13 protein-coding genes are annotated in these 15776 nt (G+C 67.4%); 8 read left to right on the top strand and 5 right to left on the bottom strand.

From position 1 onward, the window contains the following. Nucleotides 1-16: 16 nt before the first annotated feature. From AC4FS1_RS14200 to AC4FS1_RS14190, 3 genes are read left to right on the top strand one after another with little or no spacing between them, the layout of a single operon-like run. Nucleotides 17-1105: an LLM class flavin-dependent oxidoreductase gene (locus AC4FS1_RS14200; RefSeq protein ID WP_491156191.1), complete on the top strand. Its 1089-nt coding sequence runs from the start codon at nucleotides 17-19 to the stop codon at nucleotides 1103-1105. Next, nucleotides 1102-2115: an alpha/beta hydrolase gene (locus AC4FS1_RS14195; protein WP_491156189.1), complete on the top strand. Its 1014-nt coding sequence runs from the start codon at nucleotides 1102-1104 to the stop codon at nucleotides 2113-2115. The genes AC4FS1_RS14200 and AC4FS1_RS14195 overlap by 4 nt, the downstream gene beginning before the upstream one ends. Then, nucleotides 2112-3569 carry an MFS transporter gene (locus AC4FS1_RS14190; RefSeq protein WP_491156187.1) on the top strand — a complete coding sequence of 486 codons (1458 nt, stop codon included), beginning with the start codon at nucleotides 2112-2114 and terminating at the stop codon, nucleotides 3567-3569. Before AC4FS1_RS14195 ends, AC4FS1_RS14190 begins: the two co-directional genes overlap by 4 nt. A 50-nt stretch (nucleotides 3570-3619) precedes the next feature. Here the strand turns inward: AC4FS1_RS14190 and AC4FS1_RS14185 are convergent, their stop codons facing one another. The 4 genes from AC4FS1_RS14185 to AC4FS1_RS14170 all read right to left on the bottom strand — a co-directional run bounded on the left by AC4FS1_RS14185 (nucleotide 3620) and on the right by AC4FS1_RS14170 (nucleotide 8550). Then, nucleotides 3620-4465, bottom strand: a complete 846-nt coding sequence (locus AC4FS1_RS14185; protein WP_491156185.1) for an MBL fold metallo-hydrolase — start codon at nucleotides 4463-4465, stop codon at nucleotides 3620-3622. A 30-nt stretch (nucleotides 4466-4495) separates the two neighbouring features. Next, entirely contained in the window at nucleotides 4496-6301 is a 1806-nt protein-coding gene (locus AC4FS1_RS14180) for a flavin-containing monooxygenase (protein WP_491156184.1), read from the bottom strand. Nucleotides 6302-6406: 105 nt separating this feature from the next. Further along, complete coding sequence (locus AC4FS1_RS14175; protein ID WP_491156183.1) at nucleotides 6407-8014, bottom strand: flavin-containing monooxygenase; 1608 nt, start codon at nucleotides 8012-8014, stop codon at nucleotides 6407-6409. After that, on the bottom strand, nucleotides 8011-8550 hold the full coding sequence (locus AC4FS1_RS14170; RefSeq protein ID WP_491156181.1) for a nuclear transport factor 2 family protein: 540 nt from the start codon (nucleotides 8548-8550) through the stop codon (nucleotides 8011-8013). The genes AC4FS1_RS14175 and AC4FS1_RS14170 overlap by 4 nt, the downstream gene beginning before the upstream one ends. A 139-nt stretch (nucleotides 8551-8689) precedes the next feature. Between AC4FS1_RS14170 and AC4FS1_RS14165 the strand changes: the two genes are divergently transcribed. The 4 genes from AC4FS1_RS14165 to AC4FS1_RS14150 all read left to right on the top strand — a co-directional run bounded on the left by AC4FS1_RS14165 (nucleotide 8690) and on the right by AC4FS1_RS14150 (nucleotide 13161). Continuing rightward, nucleotides 8690-9547: an SDR family NAD(P)-dependent oxidoreductase gene (locus tag AC4FS1_RS14165; RefSeq protein WP_491156179.1), complete on the top strand. Its 858-nt coding sequence runs from the start codon at nucleotides 8690-8692 to the stop codon at nucleotides 9545-9547. A gap of 28 nt (nucleotides 9548-9575) precedes the next feature. Beyond that, complete coding sequence (locus AC4FS1_RS14160; RefSeq protein WP_491156177.1) at nucleotides 9576-10073, top strand: nuclear transport factor 2 family protein; 498 nt, start codon at nucleotides 9576-9578, stop codon at nucleotides 10071-10073. 200 nt (nucleotides 10074-10273) lie between these two features. Continuing rightward, entirely contained in the window at nucleotides 10274-12082 is a 1809-nt protein-coding gene (locus tag AC4FS1_RS14155) for an NAD(P)-binding domain-containing protein (protein WP_491156176.1), read from the top strand. Next, complete coding sequence (locus AC4FS1_RS14150; protein WP_491156174.1) at nucleotides 12079-13161, top strand: LLM class flavin-dependent oxidoreductase; 1083 nt, start codon at nucleotides 12079-12081, stop codon at nucleotides 13159-13161. Before AC4FS1_RS14155 ends, AC4FS1_RS14150 begins: the two co-directional genes overlap by 4 nt. Here AC4FS1_RS14150 and AC4FS1_RS14145 read toward each other — a convergent pair. Continuing rightward, nucleotides 13127-13993 carry an SDR family NAD(P)-dependent oxidoreductase gene (locus AC4FS1_RS14145; RefSeq protein ID WP_491156172.1) on the bottom strand — a complete coding sequence of 289 codons (867 nt, stop codon included), beginning with the start codon at nucleotides 13991-13993 and terminating at the stop codon, nucleotides 13127-13129. The two genes, AC4FS1_RS14150 and AC4FS1_RS14145, sit on opposite strands and share 35 nt — an antisense overlap. 237 nt (nucleotides 13994-14230) lie before the next feature. On the opposite strand from AC4FS1_RS14145, the gene AC4FS1_RS14140 reads away from it, so the two are divergent. Then, nucleotides 14231-15754: an alpha/beta hydrolase fold domain-containing protein gene (locus AC4FS1_RS14140; protein WP_491156170.1), complete on the top strand. Its 1524-nt coding sequence runs from the start codon at nucleotides 14231-14233 to the stop codon at nucleotides 15752-15754. Nucleotides 15755-15776: the final 22 nt, after the last annotated feature.

Below are 15776 nucleotides of genomic sequence, written 5' to 3'. Positions count from 1 at the left end.
TCTCGAGGAGCAAGCATTGAAGCTTGGAATGTTCATCATGCCGTCGCACCCGCCGGAGCGTCCCCTCGCGGACTCCTACGCGTACGACCTCGACATCATCGAGTGGGCCGACGAACTCGGCTACGAAGAGGTGTGGCTCGGATCGCACTTCACCGCACCCTGGGAGCCCGTCCCCGCGCCGGATCTGCTCATCGCCGCGGCCATCGCCCGCACGAAGAACATCAAGCTCTGCCCGGGGGCGCACCTCCTGCCGTTCTACAACCCGGCTGAGCTGGCCCACCGTTTGATGCAGCTGGACCACATGTCCGGCGGGCGACTCATGGTCGGCTTCGGCGCCGGCTCGGTACCGACCGACTTCCCCCTCTTCGGCATCGACTCGAGTACCGGCCAGCATCGAGAGATGATGGAGGAGTCGCTCGAGATCATCCTCAAGATCTGGACCGAGGACGGCCCGTGGAAGGTCGACGGCAAGTACTGGAACGTCGAGCTCGCCCCCGAGATGCTCGGATTCAAGCCCTTCATGAAGCCACTGCAGCAGCCGCATCCGCAGCTCGGGATCGCCGGGTTGACCGAGCGAAGCAGCTCGCTGCGCTTCGCCGGGACCCGCGGGTACATCCCGCTCAGCCTGCTGTTCAATCCGATGTATCTGAAGAGCCACTGGGACGCCTACGAAGAGGGCGCGAAGGAGGCCGGGCGCGAAGCCGACCGATCGATCTGGCGCATCGTCCGCGACGTATTCGTCGCACCGACCGACGCCGAAGCCAAGGAGCTCGTGCTCAGTGGCAACCAGCGGCGCCAGTGGGATGAAGCGAGTGCCCCGCTCAACCGCGCCGCAGGGTGGCCCCGCTTCCTCAAGCACGACCCGTCGATCTCCGACGACGAAGCGCTGACGGCCGAGTATCTCGTCGACCACCTCTGGTCGGTCGGGTCGCCTGACACCGTCGCCCGGCGCTTGTTCGAGACCTACACGCAGGTCGGCGGCTTCGGCACGGTGCTCGTCGAGGAGTACGACATGGCCGACACCCCGGAACTGTGGCGTCGATCGATGGAGCTGCTGGCGACCGAGGTCATCCCCCGGTTCGACGCGCTCGTCGCGAAATCGTGACCGCGATCTCGGCGGGCGACCCACGCGGACCGCTCGACGCCGACGCGGCCGCATTCCTCGCGGGATTCGGAGCCGCCCTCGCCCTCCGGGCCGACGAGGTGCAGACCGACGAAGCCATCGCCGCCTACCTGCACGACGAGCGCTCCCGGCTCACCGCGACGCCGGGGGCCGCGCTGCTCACGCCGCACGCGCGTGCGGTCGACGCTGAAGACCACGACCTCGGCGACGGCCTCCGGGTGCGCACCTACACGCCGGCGAGCGGTGCGACCGGGAAGCCGCTCGCCGTCTACATCCACGGTGGCGGCTGGGTGTCGGGCAGCATCGAACTCCACGACACGACCTGCCGCATCCTCGCCGCCGACGGCGACATGCTCGTGGTCAACATCGGCTATCGACTCGCACCGGAGGCGCCGTACCCGGGGCCGCTCGACGACTGCGACCGGGCACTGAAATGGGCGATCGACGTCGCCCCCCCTCGATTCGGCGCCGACGGGTCGAAGCTCGCGCTCATCGGCGCTTCATCAGGCGGAAACCTGGCGGCCGCGCTCACGCTGCGGTGGCGGGAACGTGGCGACGACGCCATCCGACTGCAGGTGCTGCTCTACCCGGCGCTCGATGCGTCGATGTCTGGTGCCGCCTATGCCCCATCGGTCAACGGCACCGACTACTTCATCTCCACTGAGCACATGCGGTGGTACTGGGATCGCTATCGCGCCTCGCAGCCGGGTCTCGACGAGGATCCGTCGTTCTCCCCGCTCGCCGCCACCGACCTCGCCGGGCTCCCTCCCGCTCTCATCGTGAGCGCCGAGTTCGACATGCTGCGGGACGACGCGATCGCGTACCACGAGCGTCTGCTCACCGCCGGGGTGCCATCGCGCCGACGGCACTACCAGCAGATCCACGGGTTCCTCGCGTTCTTCGACGTCATCGCGGCCGCGTATCCGACGGTGGTCGAGCTCGCACACGAGATCGGCGACGACCTGCGCGCGGCGGCCGAACCGACTGCATGAGCCAACCCCCGGCATCCGCCTACCCCGAACGTGTGCGGTGGCAGGCGTTCGCGATCTGTCTCACGGTCGCCGCGCTGACGATCATCGACATTTCAAAGGTCAACGTCGGTATCCCGGCGATCGAGCAATCGATGGGCGCGAGCCCGACCGCCCTCCAGCTCATCACCGCCGGCTACGCGCTGACCTATGGGCTCGCCCTGGTGCCGGCCGGCCGACTCGGAGACCTGTACTCGCGCCGCACCATGCTGCTCATCGGCGTCATCGCGTTCACGCTCGCCAGTGCGCTGTGCGCGACCGCACCGACCATCGAGTTCCTCGTCGCAGCTCGACTCATCCAGGGCGTCGCCGCCGGCATCCAGATGCCGCAGACCATCGGGCTCATCCAGCAGATCTTCCAGGGGGCCGCTCGAGGTCGTGCATTCGGAACCTTCGGCGCGTCGGTCGGCATCGCGGCGGCGATCGGCCCGACGCTCGGCGGCCTGATGATCTTCCTCGGCGGCGACGTCGACGGCTGGCGCTGGTTGTTCTGGATGAACGTGCCGATCGGGATCATCGTGCTGCTGCTCGCGATCCGATTCCTCCCCAAGCGCCCGGCTCGAACCGAGCCGGAGACCCGCACGCTCGATCCGATCGGAACGCTGCTGCTCGCGATCGCGACGTTCTCGCTCATGCTCCCGTTCGCGCTCACCACGGGCGGGCAGTCCGACTCACCGCTGCGGTGGCTCTGGCTCGTCGCCGCCGCGACCGCGGCCATCGCGTTCGTCTGGTGGGAACAGGCGTACCGCCGCCGCGGGCGCTCCCCGGTCGTCGACTTCGCCCTGTTCCGTCACCGGTCGTTCCGCAATGGCCTGATCCTCGCGACCGGGTACTACGGCGCGATGCCGGCCACCTTCCTCGTGACCACGATCTTCCTGCAGAAGGGCCTCGGTCTCTCGGCGATCCTCGCCGGACTCGTCTCCGTGCCCTTCGCGCTCATGAGCGCCCTCGCGTCGACGATCGCCGGCCGGCACGTGCTGCGGTGGGGTCGGGCCTTCGTCACCGCCGGACTCATCGGCGCGATCGCGGCCTTCGCCCTGCTCCTGGCCATCGCCAGCACCTCATCCGGCGAATCCACGCCGCTGCTGATCGCGGGGGCCCTCGCGATCGCCGGCTTCGGGGGCGGCTTCGTCACGTCGGCGAATCAGACCATCACGCTCGTCGACGTGCCGGTGACGGATGCCGGAGTCGCCGGCTCGCTCTCGCAGGTCGGCCAGCGGATCGGGACGGCGATCGGCACGGCGATCGCTGCATCACTCTTCTTCGCCACCATCGCGAACACGCGTGACACGGCTACGGGATCGGCAGGGTTCGCCACCGCCTACGGCGCCGCGGTGCTCGTGACGATCAGTGTGCTGGCCATCACGATGCTGCTCAGCGTCGTCGACCTCGTGCAGCACCGTCGGCGCGCGCTCTGAGGACGATGAAGGCCCCCGGACGGATCTGGGGGCCTTCATCGTCGTCCTGATCAGACGGGCAGATTCTCGAACGTCCGCTTGCCGTTTTCCTTGCCGAATCGCGCCCACCGCATGCCGGGCACGTGCGATCCCACGAAGGGCTCGCCAGTGTCGACGAGACCGCGCCGCACCACATCGATCTGGTGGGCTGCCGCCTCGCCGTCCTTGTGCGACGGGAGCGTCCAGTCCTCCTCTTCGAGCAGCTCAGGGTACCCGTGGATGAGGTCGCCGAGGATGAGCCCGGATTCCCCACCGTCGGCGATGCGGATCATGGAGGTGCCCGGCGTGTGGCCGGCCGCGTCGACGGTCTCGATGCCGGGGAACAGCTGCGAATCGCCGTTCCACGTCTCGAGGCGGTTCGCGATCGGACCGAGGCGGGGCTGCGGTGCGTCGAACTCCGGCTTCGCCAGGAAATGCTCCCACTCCGGAACCTCATAGCCGGGGGCCATGAAGTAGTTCCAGTCGCGCTCGTCGACCCGGTAGGTCGCATTCTCGAAGAAGGGCTTCCCGTTCAACGACGCCCACCCGATGTGATCGAAGTGCAGGTGGGTGAACAGCACATCCGTGATGTCGTTCGGATGCACTCCGAGCGCCAGCAGACCGGAGCGCAGCGCCCCGCCGGAGAACGGGAACGTCGGATTGTTCCCGACCCCCGCATCCACCAGGATCAGCCGGTCGCCGACCCCCTCGATGAGGAAGCTGCCGACGGTCTGCACCGGATTGTGCGTGATGTGGCAGAGCGAGAACGAGAACTCGTTCCAGTCGTCGTTCGTCTTCCCCTCGTTGTAGTAGTTCTCGGTCGGGATGGAGATCTCCCCGTCGATGACGGAGGTGATCGAGATGTTGCCGATGCGCATGAGGCGTCCTTGCTCTCGTGTGGCGAGGGATTACGAGGTGGTGGCGAGCTGCCCGGACGGGATCTGGCTGATGTGGCCCGGCGTCTGCCAGTCCTCAGGGATCCGACCCTGCAGTTCGGCCTGGATGCGCAGCGCGACGAGCGGCGCGTACCAGCGACCAGCGCAGATACCGCTGCCGCAGATCGCAAGGCGAGGCTGGCCGGCGATCGGCTTGTACTGGTGCCGCTCCGGGTCGCCGTCTTCGTTGTAGCTGCCGACGTCACCGATTCGTTCGGCGACCTCGGCGCCGAACAGTCGCTCGAGCAGCGTCTTCTGGTTCGTCCACCCAGTGGCCATGACGATGGCATCGAACTCGAGTTCCTCGCCGTCCTTCATGACAAGCCCGCTCCCGACGAAATGGTCGAGGTCGGCAGCCTGCTTGACGGTGATGTCACCGCGGATGATCGCCTGTGATGCGCCGACATTGATGTAGTAGCCACCGCCCACCTCGAAGTACTTCGCGAACCAGCCGTACTCCGATTCCTCGAGGACGAGTCCTGCCTTGCGCAGGTCCTCGTGCAGCTGCTTGTCGAGCTCGTTGCCCATCGCGGTCACCGCTTTGAAGTTGTTCAACATCATGGGCTTGATCTGTGACGACATCCACCGCTTGTCGAGCACGTCCGTCGGCACATCGCGGGTGTTGAACGCCCCGTAGTTGAGGTTCGCCGACGGCAGGTCGACCACAAAAGTCGGACCGCGCTGCAGCATGGTCGCCGAGCCGCCCTTGTTCACGATGTCGAATGCGATGTCGTGCGCGCTCGTACCGACACCGACGACGAGCACCTTCTTGCCCTGATAGTCGACACCTGAGCGGAACTTCGAGCTGTGGACGATCTCGCCCGTGAAGTCCTTCAGGCCCGGCAGGTCGGGGATGCGCGGAGTGCCGGCCGCGCCGGTCGACAGGATGATGTACTTCGGATGCAGCACCCGCTCGGAGCCATCGCCGCGACGGACGACGGCGGTCCACTCCTGCTTCTCCTCATCGAACTCGCCGCTGATGAACTCGGTCGACAGCCAGACGTTGAGGTCGAGGGCGGTGACGTAGACGTCGTACCAGTCGGCAAGACGGTCCTTCGAGATGTAGTCGGGGAAGCTCTCCGGGAACGGCAGGTACGGGAAGTGCATCATGCCGTGCGGCATGTGGAGCACGAGCGACTCGTAACGCTTGCGCCAGCTGTCGCCGTTGCGCTCGTAGCGGTCGACGACGAGCGCGTCGATGCCGAGTCGACCGAGGGCTGCGGCCGTCATGACACCGTTGTGTCCACCGCCGACGATGAGCACCTCGGGATCGTGGTCCTCGTACTCGGCCTTGGCGGCCTGCTGCTTGCGCTCGTTCTCGAGCTGCTCCTGGCTGTAGCGACCGAACTTCGGCCACGTCGGCTCGAGATCGCGAAGCTTCTTGAGACGGGTGAAGAGCAGGACGCCCTTGATCCCGACCGGCGACGACTCATCGACGACCACGTTGACGAGGGCATCGGCGTAGCCGGCGACGGTTTCGAACGTGAAGTTGATCTCGTAGGTTCCCTCGGGCGCGAACGGCACCGGGGAGATCGGGTCGACCGGGAACTCCGTGTCGACCGCGAAGTTCGACGGCTCGAGCTCGTCCGCCAAGGCCCAGATGATCTCGCCCATGGCGTCCCGGCTGTGGAATTGGCGGATCGTCAGGGTGAACGCCATGAGGTCGCGCCACATGGCGGTCTCGGTGAAGAGCTGCTCGAATCGAGCGTTGTCGCGAGTTCTGATCGCGCTTTCCAGTTCGGCGAGCCATTCGTTGGCCTGCACCGTGATGTCACCCATCGTTCCCACTTCCTCGTGATAGACAGTCGTGCATTTATCGATCAGCAATGATCAATACTTGGCGAAACAGTAGGGGCGCCCGTCTCGAAAGTCAAGCGTCTCCAATCAGGTGAACTCGAGGCTCGGATACCCGGCGGCGGCCTCGGCGTCGGCGTGGCGGACGTACGAGGGAAGCCCGCCGCCCCACGGCACGTAGACGCGACTGCCGTCGTCGTTCACCTTCACCATGTAGTTGTTCACCTGACGCCTGATGAGCTTCTCTGCGCCCTCCGCCTGGAGCGCGGCCCACCGATCCTGGGCCTCGTCGGTCGGTTGCACCTGCGTCAGGTCGTTCGCCTTCATGTGCGAGATGAGGTTGCCGATCCAGTCCACCTGATAGGTGTTGCCCACGTAGAGGTTGGCCAGTACCGAGGTGCTCCCCGGCGCCATGAGCATGAAGAGGTTCGGGAATCCTCTCGTCTGCAGCCCCAAGTAGGTGCGCGGCCCGCGGTCCCAGAGGTCCGTCGGCGCGATCCCCTCGTCATTGCGGATGTTCGCCTCGATCAGCGTGCCCGTGAACGCTTCGAACCCGATCGCGAAGACGATCACGTCGAACTCGATGTGACGGTCCTGGGTCTGCATCCCCGTCCGGGTGATCCGCTCGATCGGGTTCGAACGCACGTCGACGAGATCGACATTCGGCTGGGCGAACACCTCGTAGTAGCCGGTGTCGAGGATGAGCCGCTTCGTCCCCATCGGGTAGTCGGGCACGAGGCTCGCCTCGAGCGCCGGATCCTTGACGATGTCGCGGACCTTCTGCCTGACGAACTCGGACACGAGCTCGTTCGACGCCCAGTCGGTCATCTGGTCGTTGAAGACCCCGAGCATCGACTGGCTGCCGAAATCCCAGCGCTGCTGCATGAGCTGGTACTGGGTCTCTTCGGTGTACGACGCGGCCGGACCTGCGGGCGGTGGCATGAAGGTCGCCGCGTCCGTCGCCAGCAGGTCGCCGTAGAGCGCCGGGAACCGACCCTTGAGTCGCCGGATGCGCGACGCGTCCGGCGGGCGGTTCTGCGCGGGAATGGAGTAGTGCGGAGTGCGCTGGAAGACGGTGAGCTGCCCCGCGTATCCCGCGATGTCGGTGATCGCCTGCACGCCCGATGAACCGGTGCCGATTACGGCGACGCGCTTGCCGGCGAGATCGACCGCGTCCTCCGGCCAGTGGGACGTGCGGTACCAGTGGCCTTCGAACTCCTCGAGACCCGCGAACGTGAGATCGCGGGGTCGGGCGAGCTGCCCCGTCGCCATGACGAGGAAGCGGGCCTTCACCGACGGACCGGTGTCCGTCTCGACGAGCCAACGATCCTCATCCGGCAGCCAGGTGGTGCCGATCACCCGGGTGCTGAAGCGGATGCTGCGGCGCACGTCGAATCGGTCGGCGACGTGCTTGAGATACGCGAGCACTTCGGGCTGGGTGGCGTACCGCTCGGACCAGGTCCAGTCGCGGTAGAGGTCTTCATCGAAGAAGAAGCAGAAGGTATCGCTCTCGAGGTCGACCCGCGAGCCCGGATAGGCATTGTGGTACCAGACGCCGCCGACCTCGGGTGCCGACTCGATACCGACGACCGAGAAGCCCTCGGATCGGAGCTTGTGCACGGCGTAGATGCCGCCCATGCCCGCTCCGACGACCGCGACGTCCGGGGTGAGGAGACCGGCGTCGGCCCCGGCGTTCAACGGTCTCCTCCGTCGAGTGCCGGCGCCCAGACACCGTGTCTGGCGCCGCTTCGCGCCGCGGCGAGCAGCCCCCTGGCCTCGTCGCTTCCATCGAGCACGCGGTTCCACCTCCTGGCTATTTTCCATCCGTCGTCAGTGCGCACCATCTCCCAACGGTTCGCACTCACCCGCCACTGCCTGAATCCGTCGGCATCGGCGTCGCGGAGCAGCACCTGCTGGTAGCACGTGCCGACCGCGATGTCACCGTCGACCTCGATCATCGGGGCGCTCACGATGTGCGCCGCCCCGTCGTGGATGAAGCGCTGATGGGGGTCGGATGCGATCATGTCGGCGATGCCGGCAGCGCTGTCGAACGCGACGACCTTCGCGTCGTACACGCCGTCCTCGAGCCAGAGAGCACCCGTGTCATCCGGCGAGCCGCTGTCAGCGGCAGGACCGTATGACGCCATGAGCTTGGCCACTTCGAGTCGGTCTTCGAGCTGCGCCACTCGGGCGCTGAGCTCATCCACCACCGCCGACAGATCCAACGTGGACATCGTCGTCCTCCTGCAATAAGATTGACCTGTGCACTATTTGCGTCACTAAGTGCACTTATCGGCCACTCTATCGATCGGGTAGAGGCGGGTCAAGTGGGCGATGCACCGCCTCGATCGACGATGGAGTCGAAAGGAACACATGGGTACCTCCGCATTCCAGACGCGGCTCACCGGCAAGCGGATCGCCGTCATCGGCACCTCACCCGGACAGATCGGTGGGGCGATCGTCGCCCGGCTGACGTCGGAGGGCGCCGAGCTTGTCATCGGTGGTCGCAGTGTCGAACGCGCCCGCGCCGCCGCGGATGCTGCTGACGGCCCTGGGCGCATCCTCGCCGTCGAGCGGGTCGATCTTGCCGATGACGAATCGGTGAAGCACTTCATCGACGGCGCTGCGGAGACCCTCGGCGGACTCGACGGCTTCATCAACAATGCGGCGATGTACGGCGGCCCCGGCCAGGATGTGGATCTCGCCGAGATCGACCTCGACGTCTTCGACCAGCTGGTCCGGGTCAACCTTCGGGGGCACCTCGTCTCGGTGCGGTTCGCGGTGCCGCACCTCATCGAGTCCGGGGGCGGCTCCATCGCGCTGACGAGTTCGATGGCGGGGCTCCTCGGCGAACCCACGAGGGTGGCGTACGGGGTGGCGAAGGCCGGGATCATGGCCCTGACCCGCCACGTCGCCTCTCGATGGGGCAAACAGGGCATCCGATGCAACACGATCGTGCCCGGCAGGATCGTGACGGGCGAGCCGAGGGACGACGTCGACGCGATCTTCCGGAACGCGCACCTCGGCATCGCCGCATCCCCGCGGCTCGGACGACCAGACGACATCGCGGCGGCAGCCGCGTTCCTGATGTCGACCGACGCCGAGTTCGTCAACGGCACGAGCCTCGTGGTCGACGGCGGGATGTCGCCGATCTTCGCCCCGGCACCGGCCGATGTCGACGACTTCATCGACCGCTATCCCTTCTCCAAGTCCGACCTCGGGTTCGACTGAACTCGAGCCAATGCGAGAGGCCCCTCCCATGCCAGACGACACCGACATCATCGCGCGCCTCGAGGCGCGAATCGCCGCGCTCGAGGACCGGCTCGCGATCGCAGACTCAATCGTTTCCTACGGCTCGAGCGCCGACGCCGGCGACGCCGTCGCCGCGGCGTCGATCTGGACCGATGACAGCATCTTCGACGCCGCGCCTGGAATGGTCTTCACCGGCCGGGCCGGCATCGAGGACCACGTCGCAGCCGAACCGCACCAGGCGAACATCCGGAGTGGATCGGCCCACGTCATCGGGGCCCACCGGATTGAACTCGACGGCGACCGAGCGACCTCGTGGGGATACTCCGAAGTCTTCCGCTACGACCCCGAACAGCAGCACTACACGTGTTGGCGCATCGCCGCGAACCGCTGGGACTGGGTGCGCACTGACGACGGCTGGCGGGTGCAGCGCCGCATCGCGCGGCCGCTCGACGGCGGCGACGAAGCCCGTGCGATCCTGGGCTCGGCATTCACGGACCGTGCGTGATCGACGACACCGCTGCGGGCTTGACGAGGTCGAAACTCGACGGTAATGTGCGAATACTGCCCATCTGAGTGCGATAATTGAACACCCGATCGTCAGCGGACACTTGGTAGCCCAGAATCGATGAAGATGGCAACCGGTATCGCGGGCGAGGGTCGCTCTCGATCGACGGCGACCGAACCACTCCGACTCCAAAGGATCCCATGACCGACACCCTGTCGATCCCGACGTCGACCCTCTCGCCGACGGAAATCGCCGAGGTCTTCGGCACCTGGCTGAGCCGGTTCGCCGACGCGATCGCCGAATCCGACTCCGCTGCGCTCGGAGCGCTTCTCGGAGACGACATCACCTGGCGGGACTTCATGGCGTTCCTGTGGGACTTTCATCACACGGTCGGTCACGGCCAGACGGTCGACCGCCTCATCGAACTCGCCCGAGAGTGGAACGTCTCGGACATCGGCCTGAGCGCCGAGCAGGCACCGATTGCGTTCAACGGCGGGATCGCCGGCTTCTTCGACTTCACCACCACCGACCGCGTCGACCGCGGCTACGTGCAACTGCGCGCATCGGCGGCCGGATGGATCGCCTCGATGATGCAGACGCAGATCGTGGGTCTTCAGGACTTCCCCGAGCACGTCGGCGGTCACCGCCCCGAAGGGAAGGTCTACGGCATCGTCCCCGGCCGCACACGGTGGTCCGACGACCGCGCCGCCGAGTCCGCATTCGAGGACACCGATCCCGCCGTGCTCATCCTCGGCGCCGGCCACAACGGCCTCGCGCTCGCCGCACGACTCGGGGCCCTCGACGTGTCGACCCTCGTAATCGACCGCGAGGCGCGCGTCGGCGACACCTGGCGCAAGCGCTATTCCTCGCTCGCTCTGCACTCCAGCGTCCACGGCGACCACTTGCCGTACTTCGAACTGCCGCCGAACTGGCCGGCGCACGCGCCGAAGGACAAGGTCGCCGACTTCCTCGAGTCGTACGCCAAGCTCATGGACGTCAACACCTGGTTGAGCACGACGTTCATCGGCGGTCGCTACGACGAGGACAAGCAGCGCTGGGACATCCGGGTCCAGCGCGGCGACGGCAGCATCCGTGTGCTCCGGCCCCGTCACTTCATCGTCGCCGGCGGCCTCTTCGCCGGGCCGAAGATTCCGCAGATCCCGGGCCTCGACCGATTCACCGGGCTCGCAGTGCACTCCGACAGCTTCCAGGACGGCGCGAGATTCGACGGCAAGCGAGCGCTGGTCATCGGCGCCGGGGTCTCGGGGCACGAGCTCGCCCACGACCTGTGGGAGCACGGGGCCGACACCACGATGCTGCAGCGCAGTTCGACCTACGTCGTCACCTATGACACGTACCACAAGTACTGGGCGTCCCTCTTCTACGAGGGTATGCCGCTCAGCCCCGAGTTCGCCGATCAGATCACGTACGCGATGCCGAACGAGCGCTCGGACGAGATCAACAAGGAACTCGTCGAGCTCGCCGCCGAGGAGGACCGCGAGCTGCTCGAAGGGCTCGAGTCGGCCGGGTTCAAGCTGAACCGCGGCCTCAACGGCACCGGCATCCTCGGCAACCACCAGTCGGGCAAGGACTCCTACCAGATCGACATCGGCGCGTCGCAGCTCGTCGCGGACGGGCGGATCAAGCTCAAGCAGGGTGTCGAGGTCACGGAGATCAGGGACGGCAACACGGTCGTCTTCAGTGACGGTACCGAGCTCACCGACGTGGAGCTGCTTGTCTTCGCCACCGGGTACCACCAGTTCTGGGGCCACATCAAGCCGGCGCTCGGTCACATCGCCGACCGCATCGACAAGGCGTACGGCAGGGCAGCGGACGGCGAGTACGCCAACACCTGGCGCCGATCCGAACAGCCGGGCCTGTGGTTCGCCACCGGCTTCATCCGGATGGCGCGCTTCTACACCCCGTTCACGGCGCTCCTCATCAAGGCGATCGAAGAAGGTCTTCAGCCGATGGATCCCGAACGGCCCGAGGCCCGACCGGGCGCATGACCGAGGTCTGGCGCGCGGGCGGCGTCGACACGCTGGGCCTCGACCCGTCGTCGATCGTGGCCGAAGGCTGGGACGGCCAGATGTTCATGGACTCCCAGTCGCTCGGGGGTGATCCGTACGCGCTCATGGGCGTCTGGGCGGCGAAGACGTCATCCCTGCGGCTCTCCACCGGCGTCACGAACCCGCTGACCAGGCATCCGGCCGTGACCGCGGCCGCGATCGCGACGGTGCACGCCGTCTCGGACGGGCGCGCGGTGCTCGGCATCGGCCGCGGCGACTCCGCTCTCGCGTACCTGGGCTACTCGCCGTCCCCGACGAGCCGTTTCGAGACCGCACTGACGAACATCCGGACGCTCCTCAGCGGCGGATCGATCGCGTTCGGGGATGACGGACTCACGGGGGCCGCCGAATCCGCCGCCCGACTCGAGCTCGGCGACCGCCCATCCACGGCCAGTCTCGGCTGGCTCCCGTCCTCGCTGACGCCGGTCGCCGTCGATGTCGCCGCAACCGGACCGCGCGTGATCGACATCGCCGCGCGCGTGGCCGATCGGGTGACCTTCAGCGTCGGCGCCGAGCCCGAGCGGATCCGGTGGGCGATCGCGCGTGTCACCGACGCCGCGACAGCGGCCGGACGACCGACGCCCTCGCTCGGCGCTCAGCTGGTCGTGGTCTGCCATCGAGACCCGTCGGTGGTCCAGTCCGCCGCGGCGAAGCTCGCCCTCCCGCTCGCGCGCTTCCAGGTCATCGGGGGCGGCCGGGCAGCCGGCCCCGGGGGTTCCGCCGACGCGGCGCACTACGACGCCGTCCGACGGGGCTACGCCATGACCAAGCACAGCGACTTCGAGGGCGAAAAGCTCGTCGGCGAAGTGCTCGTCCCCGACTTCGTCAACCGGTTCGCGATCGTGGGCACGCCTGAGCACTGCCTCGAGCGGCTCCTCGAGCTCGAGGCGCTCGGCCTCGACCGGTTCGTCGTGTTCGGCCCCGGCTTCCACGACGACGGCGAGCGCGGCGCGAGCCTCTTCTCGAAGGAAGTGCTGCCGTTCCTCAGTGGCCGATCGACTCGGCCCAATACCCGTTGAGTTGGTCGCCGAGTTCGTCGGGACGCCAGGAATCCGTGCGGGTCGCAATCGAGTCGAGCTCGGTCCGGTAGGTGCTCACCGATCGGCCGTCGAATCGCACGATCCTGCCGGTGACGCTGCTCGTCGAGTCGGAGAGCAGGGCAACGACCAACGGGGCAATCTCGTCCGCGGTCGGGAACGACGTCGGATCGGCACCGCTCTGATCGATGTGCTCCGCCGTCATCGGCGTCATCGCCCACGGGGACACCGCATTGACCCGGATCCCGTGGGGCGCGCCTTCGATGGCCCAGTTGACCGTCATCGCGTTCACGGCACCCTTCGTGGCGCCGTAGGCGCTCATGCCGAGGATGCCGTGCTGGGCGCCGGAGACGATGGTGACGATCGACCCGCCGTTGCCCGCCTCCACCATGGCCGACAGTGCGTGCTTCACCCCGATCATGACGCCGACGACATTGATCTCGACGATCCTGCGCAGCGCGCTCTCGCGCTCGTCCCACGGACTCGCCATGTGCATGACCGCCGCGTTCGCGACGTATCCGTCGAGTCGGCCGAACCGCTCGATGGCGGTGGCGACCACGCGCTCGGAGTCGTCCCACGAGGTGACCGAGCCGGCTTGGGCGAGGGCGGTTCCGCCGGCCTCACGGATCCGGTCGGCCACGGCCTCGACCGCGGCTTCGTTCACGTCGACCAGCAGCGTCGTCGCGCCGGCGGCCGCGGCAGCGAGCGCGTACGCCTCGCCGAGCCCTTGGCCGGCGCCCGTGACGACCACAACGCGGCCATCGAGGGATGCGGCGTCGTGGCCGTCGGGGATGGACGTCGTGACTTCAGGCATTCGAGCTCCTTCGCGCGTGCCACTGCCATCCGCGATCTCGCGAACGTCGTTCCCTGAGAGAACGTTACAGTTCAATAGTTGCATTGAGCGTATTCGCTCCCACGCATCCCGTCAATCGCCCCTCGAAGCGGAGCATGACAGAATCGTGGGAGTTGCACTAAGGTTCGCATTTAGTGCACAGTTGCGTGCAGATAGCGCCGGCCGCCGGACGGGGGCGGAGATCGAGCAGACCACCAAATGGAGGCGGATGTGGACGAGCGCGGCAATCACGACGCCGACCGTGACCTTCCGACTTCGGTCGAACTCATCCCGGGAGTCGCGGTGCGCGTGCTCCCGAGCGTCGAGGTCCGCCTCCGCCCGCTGGTGCTGTGGATCGGCGACGAGGACGGACGCGACGACGTCGGCGCGGATGGACTCGCCGACCAGGCCGTGGTCGTCACCGTCGAGCACCGGCCCGGAGACGAACGGCGATCCGACCTCGATGACGTCGACCGAGCGCTCCAGTGGGTTCGCGCCCGAGGGGTGGCGCTCGGTGGGGATCTCCGACGCCTCGCCGTGGTCGGCATCGGCAGCGGCGCTCCGCTCGCCGTCGAGCTGGCCGACCGGGTGCGTGGTCGCGGCATCCGCGAAATCGCACTCGTCGTCGTGGCCCCCGGGTCGATCGTGATCGGTGACCACGACTCGAGCGCGGCACCCACGGTGACCGTCACCCGACCCGTCGACGTCGCGGCGACGATCCAGAGCACGATCGACACGGTCGATCCCAGCTCGGCCCCGCCGCCGGCGATCGACGTCGACCGACGCATCGAACCACCCAGCCGCGCATTCCTCGATCGACTCGCGCACTGGGACACGTCCAGCATCGCGACGATCCGGGCGACGTACGGCTCACTCCCCAGGCCGATCACCCCCGCATCCGACGACGTCGCCCGATCGGACGACACCGTCATCGGGGCGTCCGGCCACCCGATTCCGGTCCGCTGGTACCGTCCTGCCGACCTCACGAGCCCGGCGCCCGCGATGCTGTACCTTCACGGTGGCGCCTACATCATGGGCACCTTGAACGAGAACGACGAACGGCTCGAGCGGCTCGCGATCGAGCTCGGATGCGCGATCGTGTCGGTCGACTACCGACTCGCCCCCGAGCACCCGTACCCAGCAGGACTCGACGACGCGCTCGCGGTGTGGTCGACGCTCGGCGACGGATCGAATCCCGACATCGATCCGGATCGCCTCGTCGTGCTCGGCTCGAGTGCCGGTGCCGGCCTCGCGGCAGCGCTCTGCATCAGGTTGCGCGAGCTCGGAGCCCCGCAGCCGTTGCTCCAGGCCCTGGTGTATCCGATGCTCGACGACCGGGAGCATCCGTCGATCAGCGCGCTCGAGGGCGGCTCCGGTCACTGGGGGCTCTGGCACCTCAGCGCCGAGCGACTCGCCTGGGACGCGTATCTCGCCGGTGTCGGTGATCGCGGCGCTCCGCCGGTCACCGCCGTCCCCGGCCGGGCCGCACCGGACTTCGTGCGCGATGTCGCTGCGGCGTTCATCGGGGTCGGTGATGTCGACGCACTCGTGGACTCGAACCTGCGGTACGCGGCGACGCTCATCTCGGCCGGGGTGCCGACCGAGCTCCACGTCTATCCCGGGGTCATCCACGGCGGATTCGTCCCGCATCCCGTGACGGACGGCACCCGCGCGTTCCTGCGCGACGTGACCGCGGCGCTGCGGCGCGCCCTCAACGGTCGCGACGACGCGACACGCGCATGATCGGCGAAGCGATGACCTCAAC

This window comes from Microbacterium sp. Z12_35, assembly GCF_058310475.1.
The sequence above is the reverse complement of the archived record's forward strand: the minus strand, read 5'-3'. Positions and strand labels throughout refer to the sequence as shown.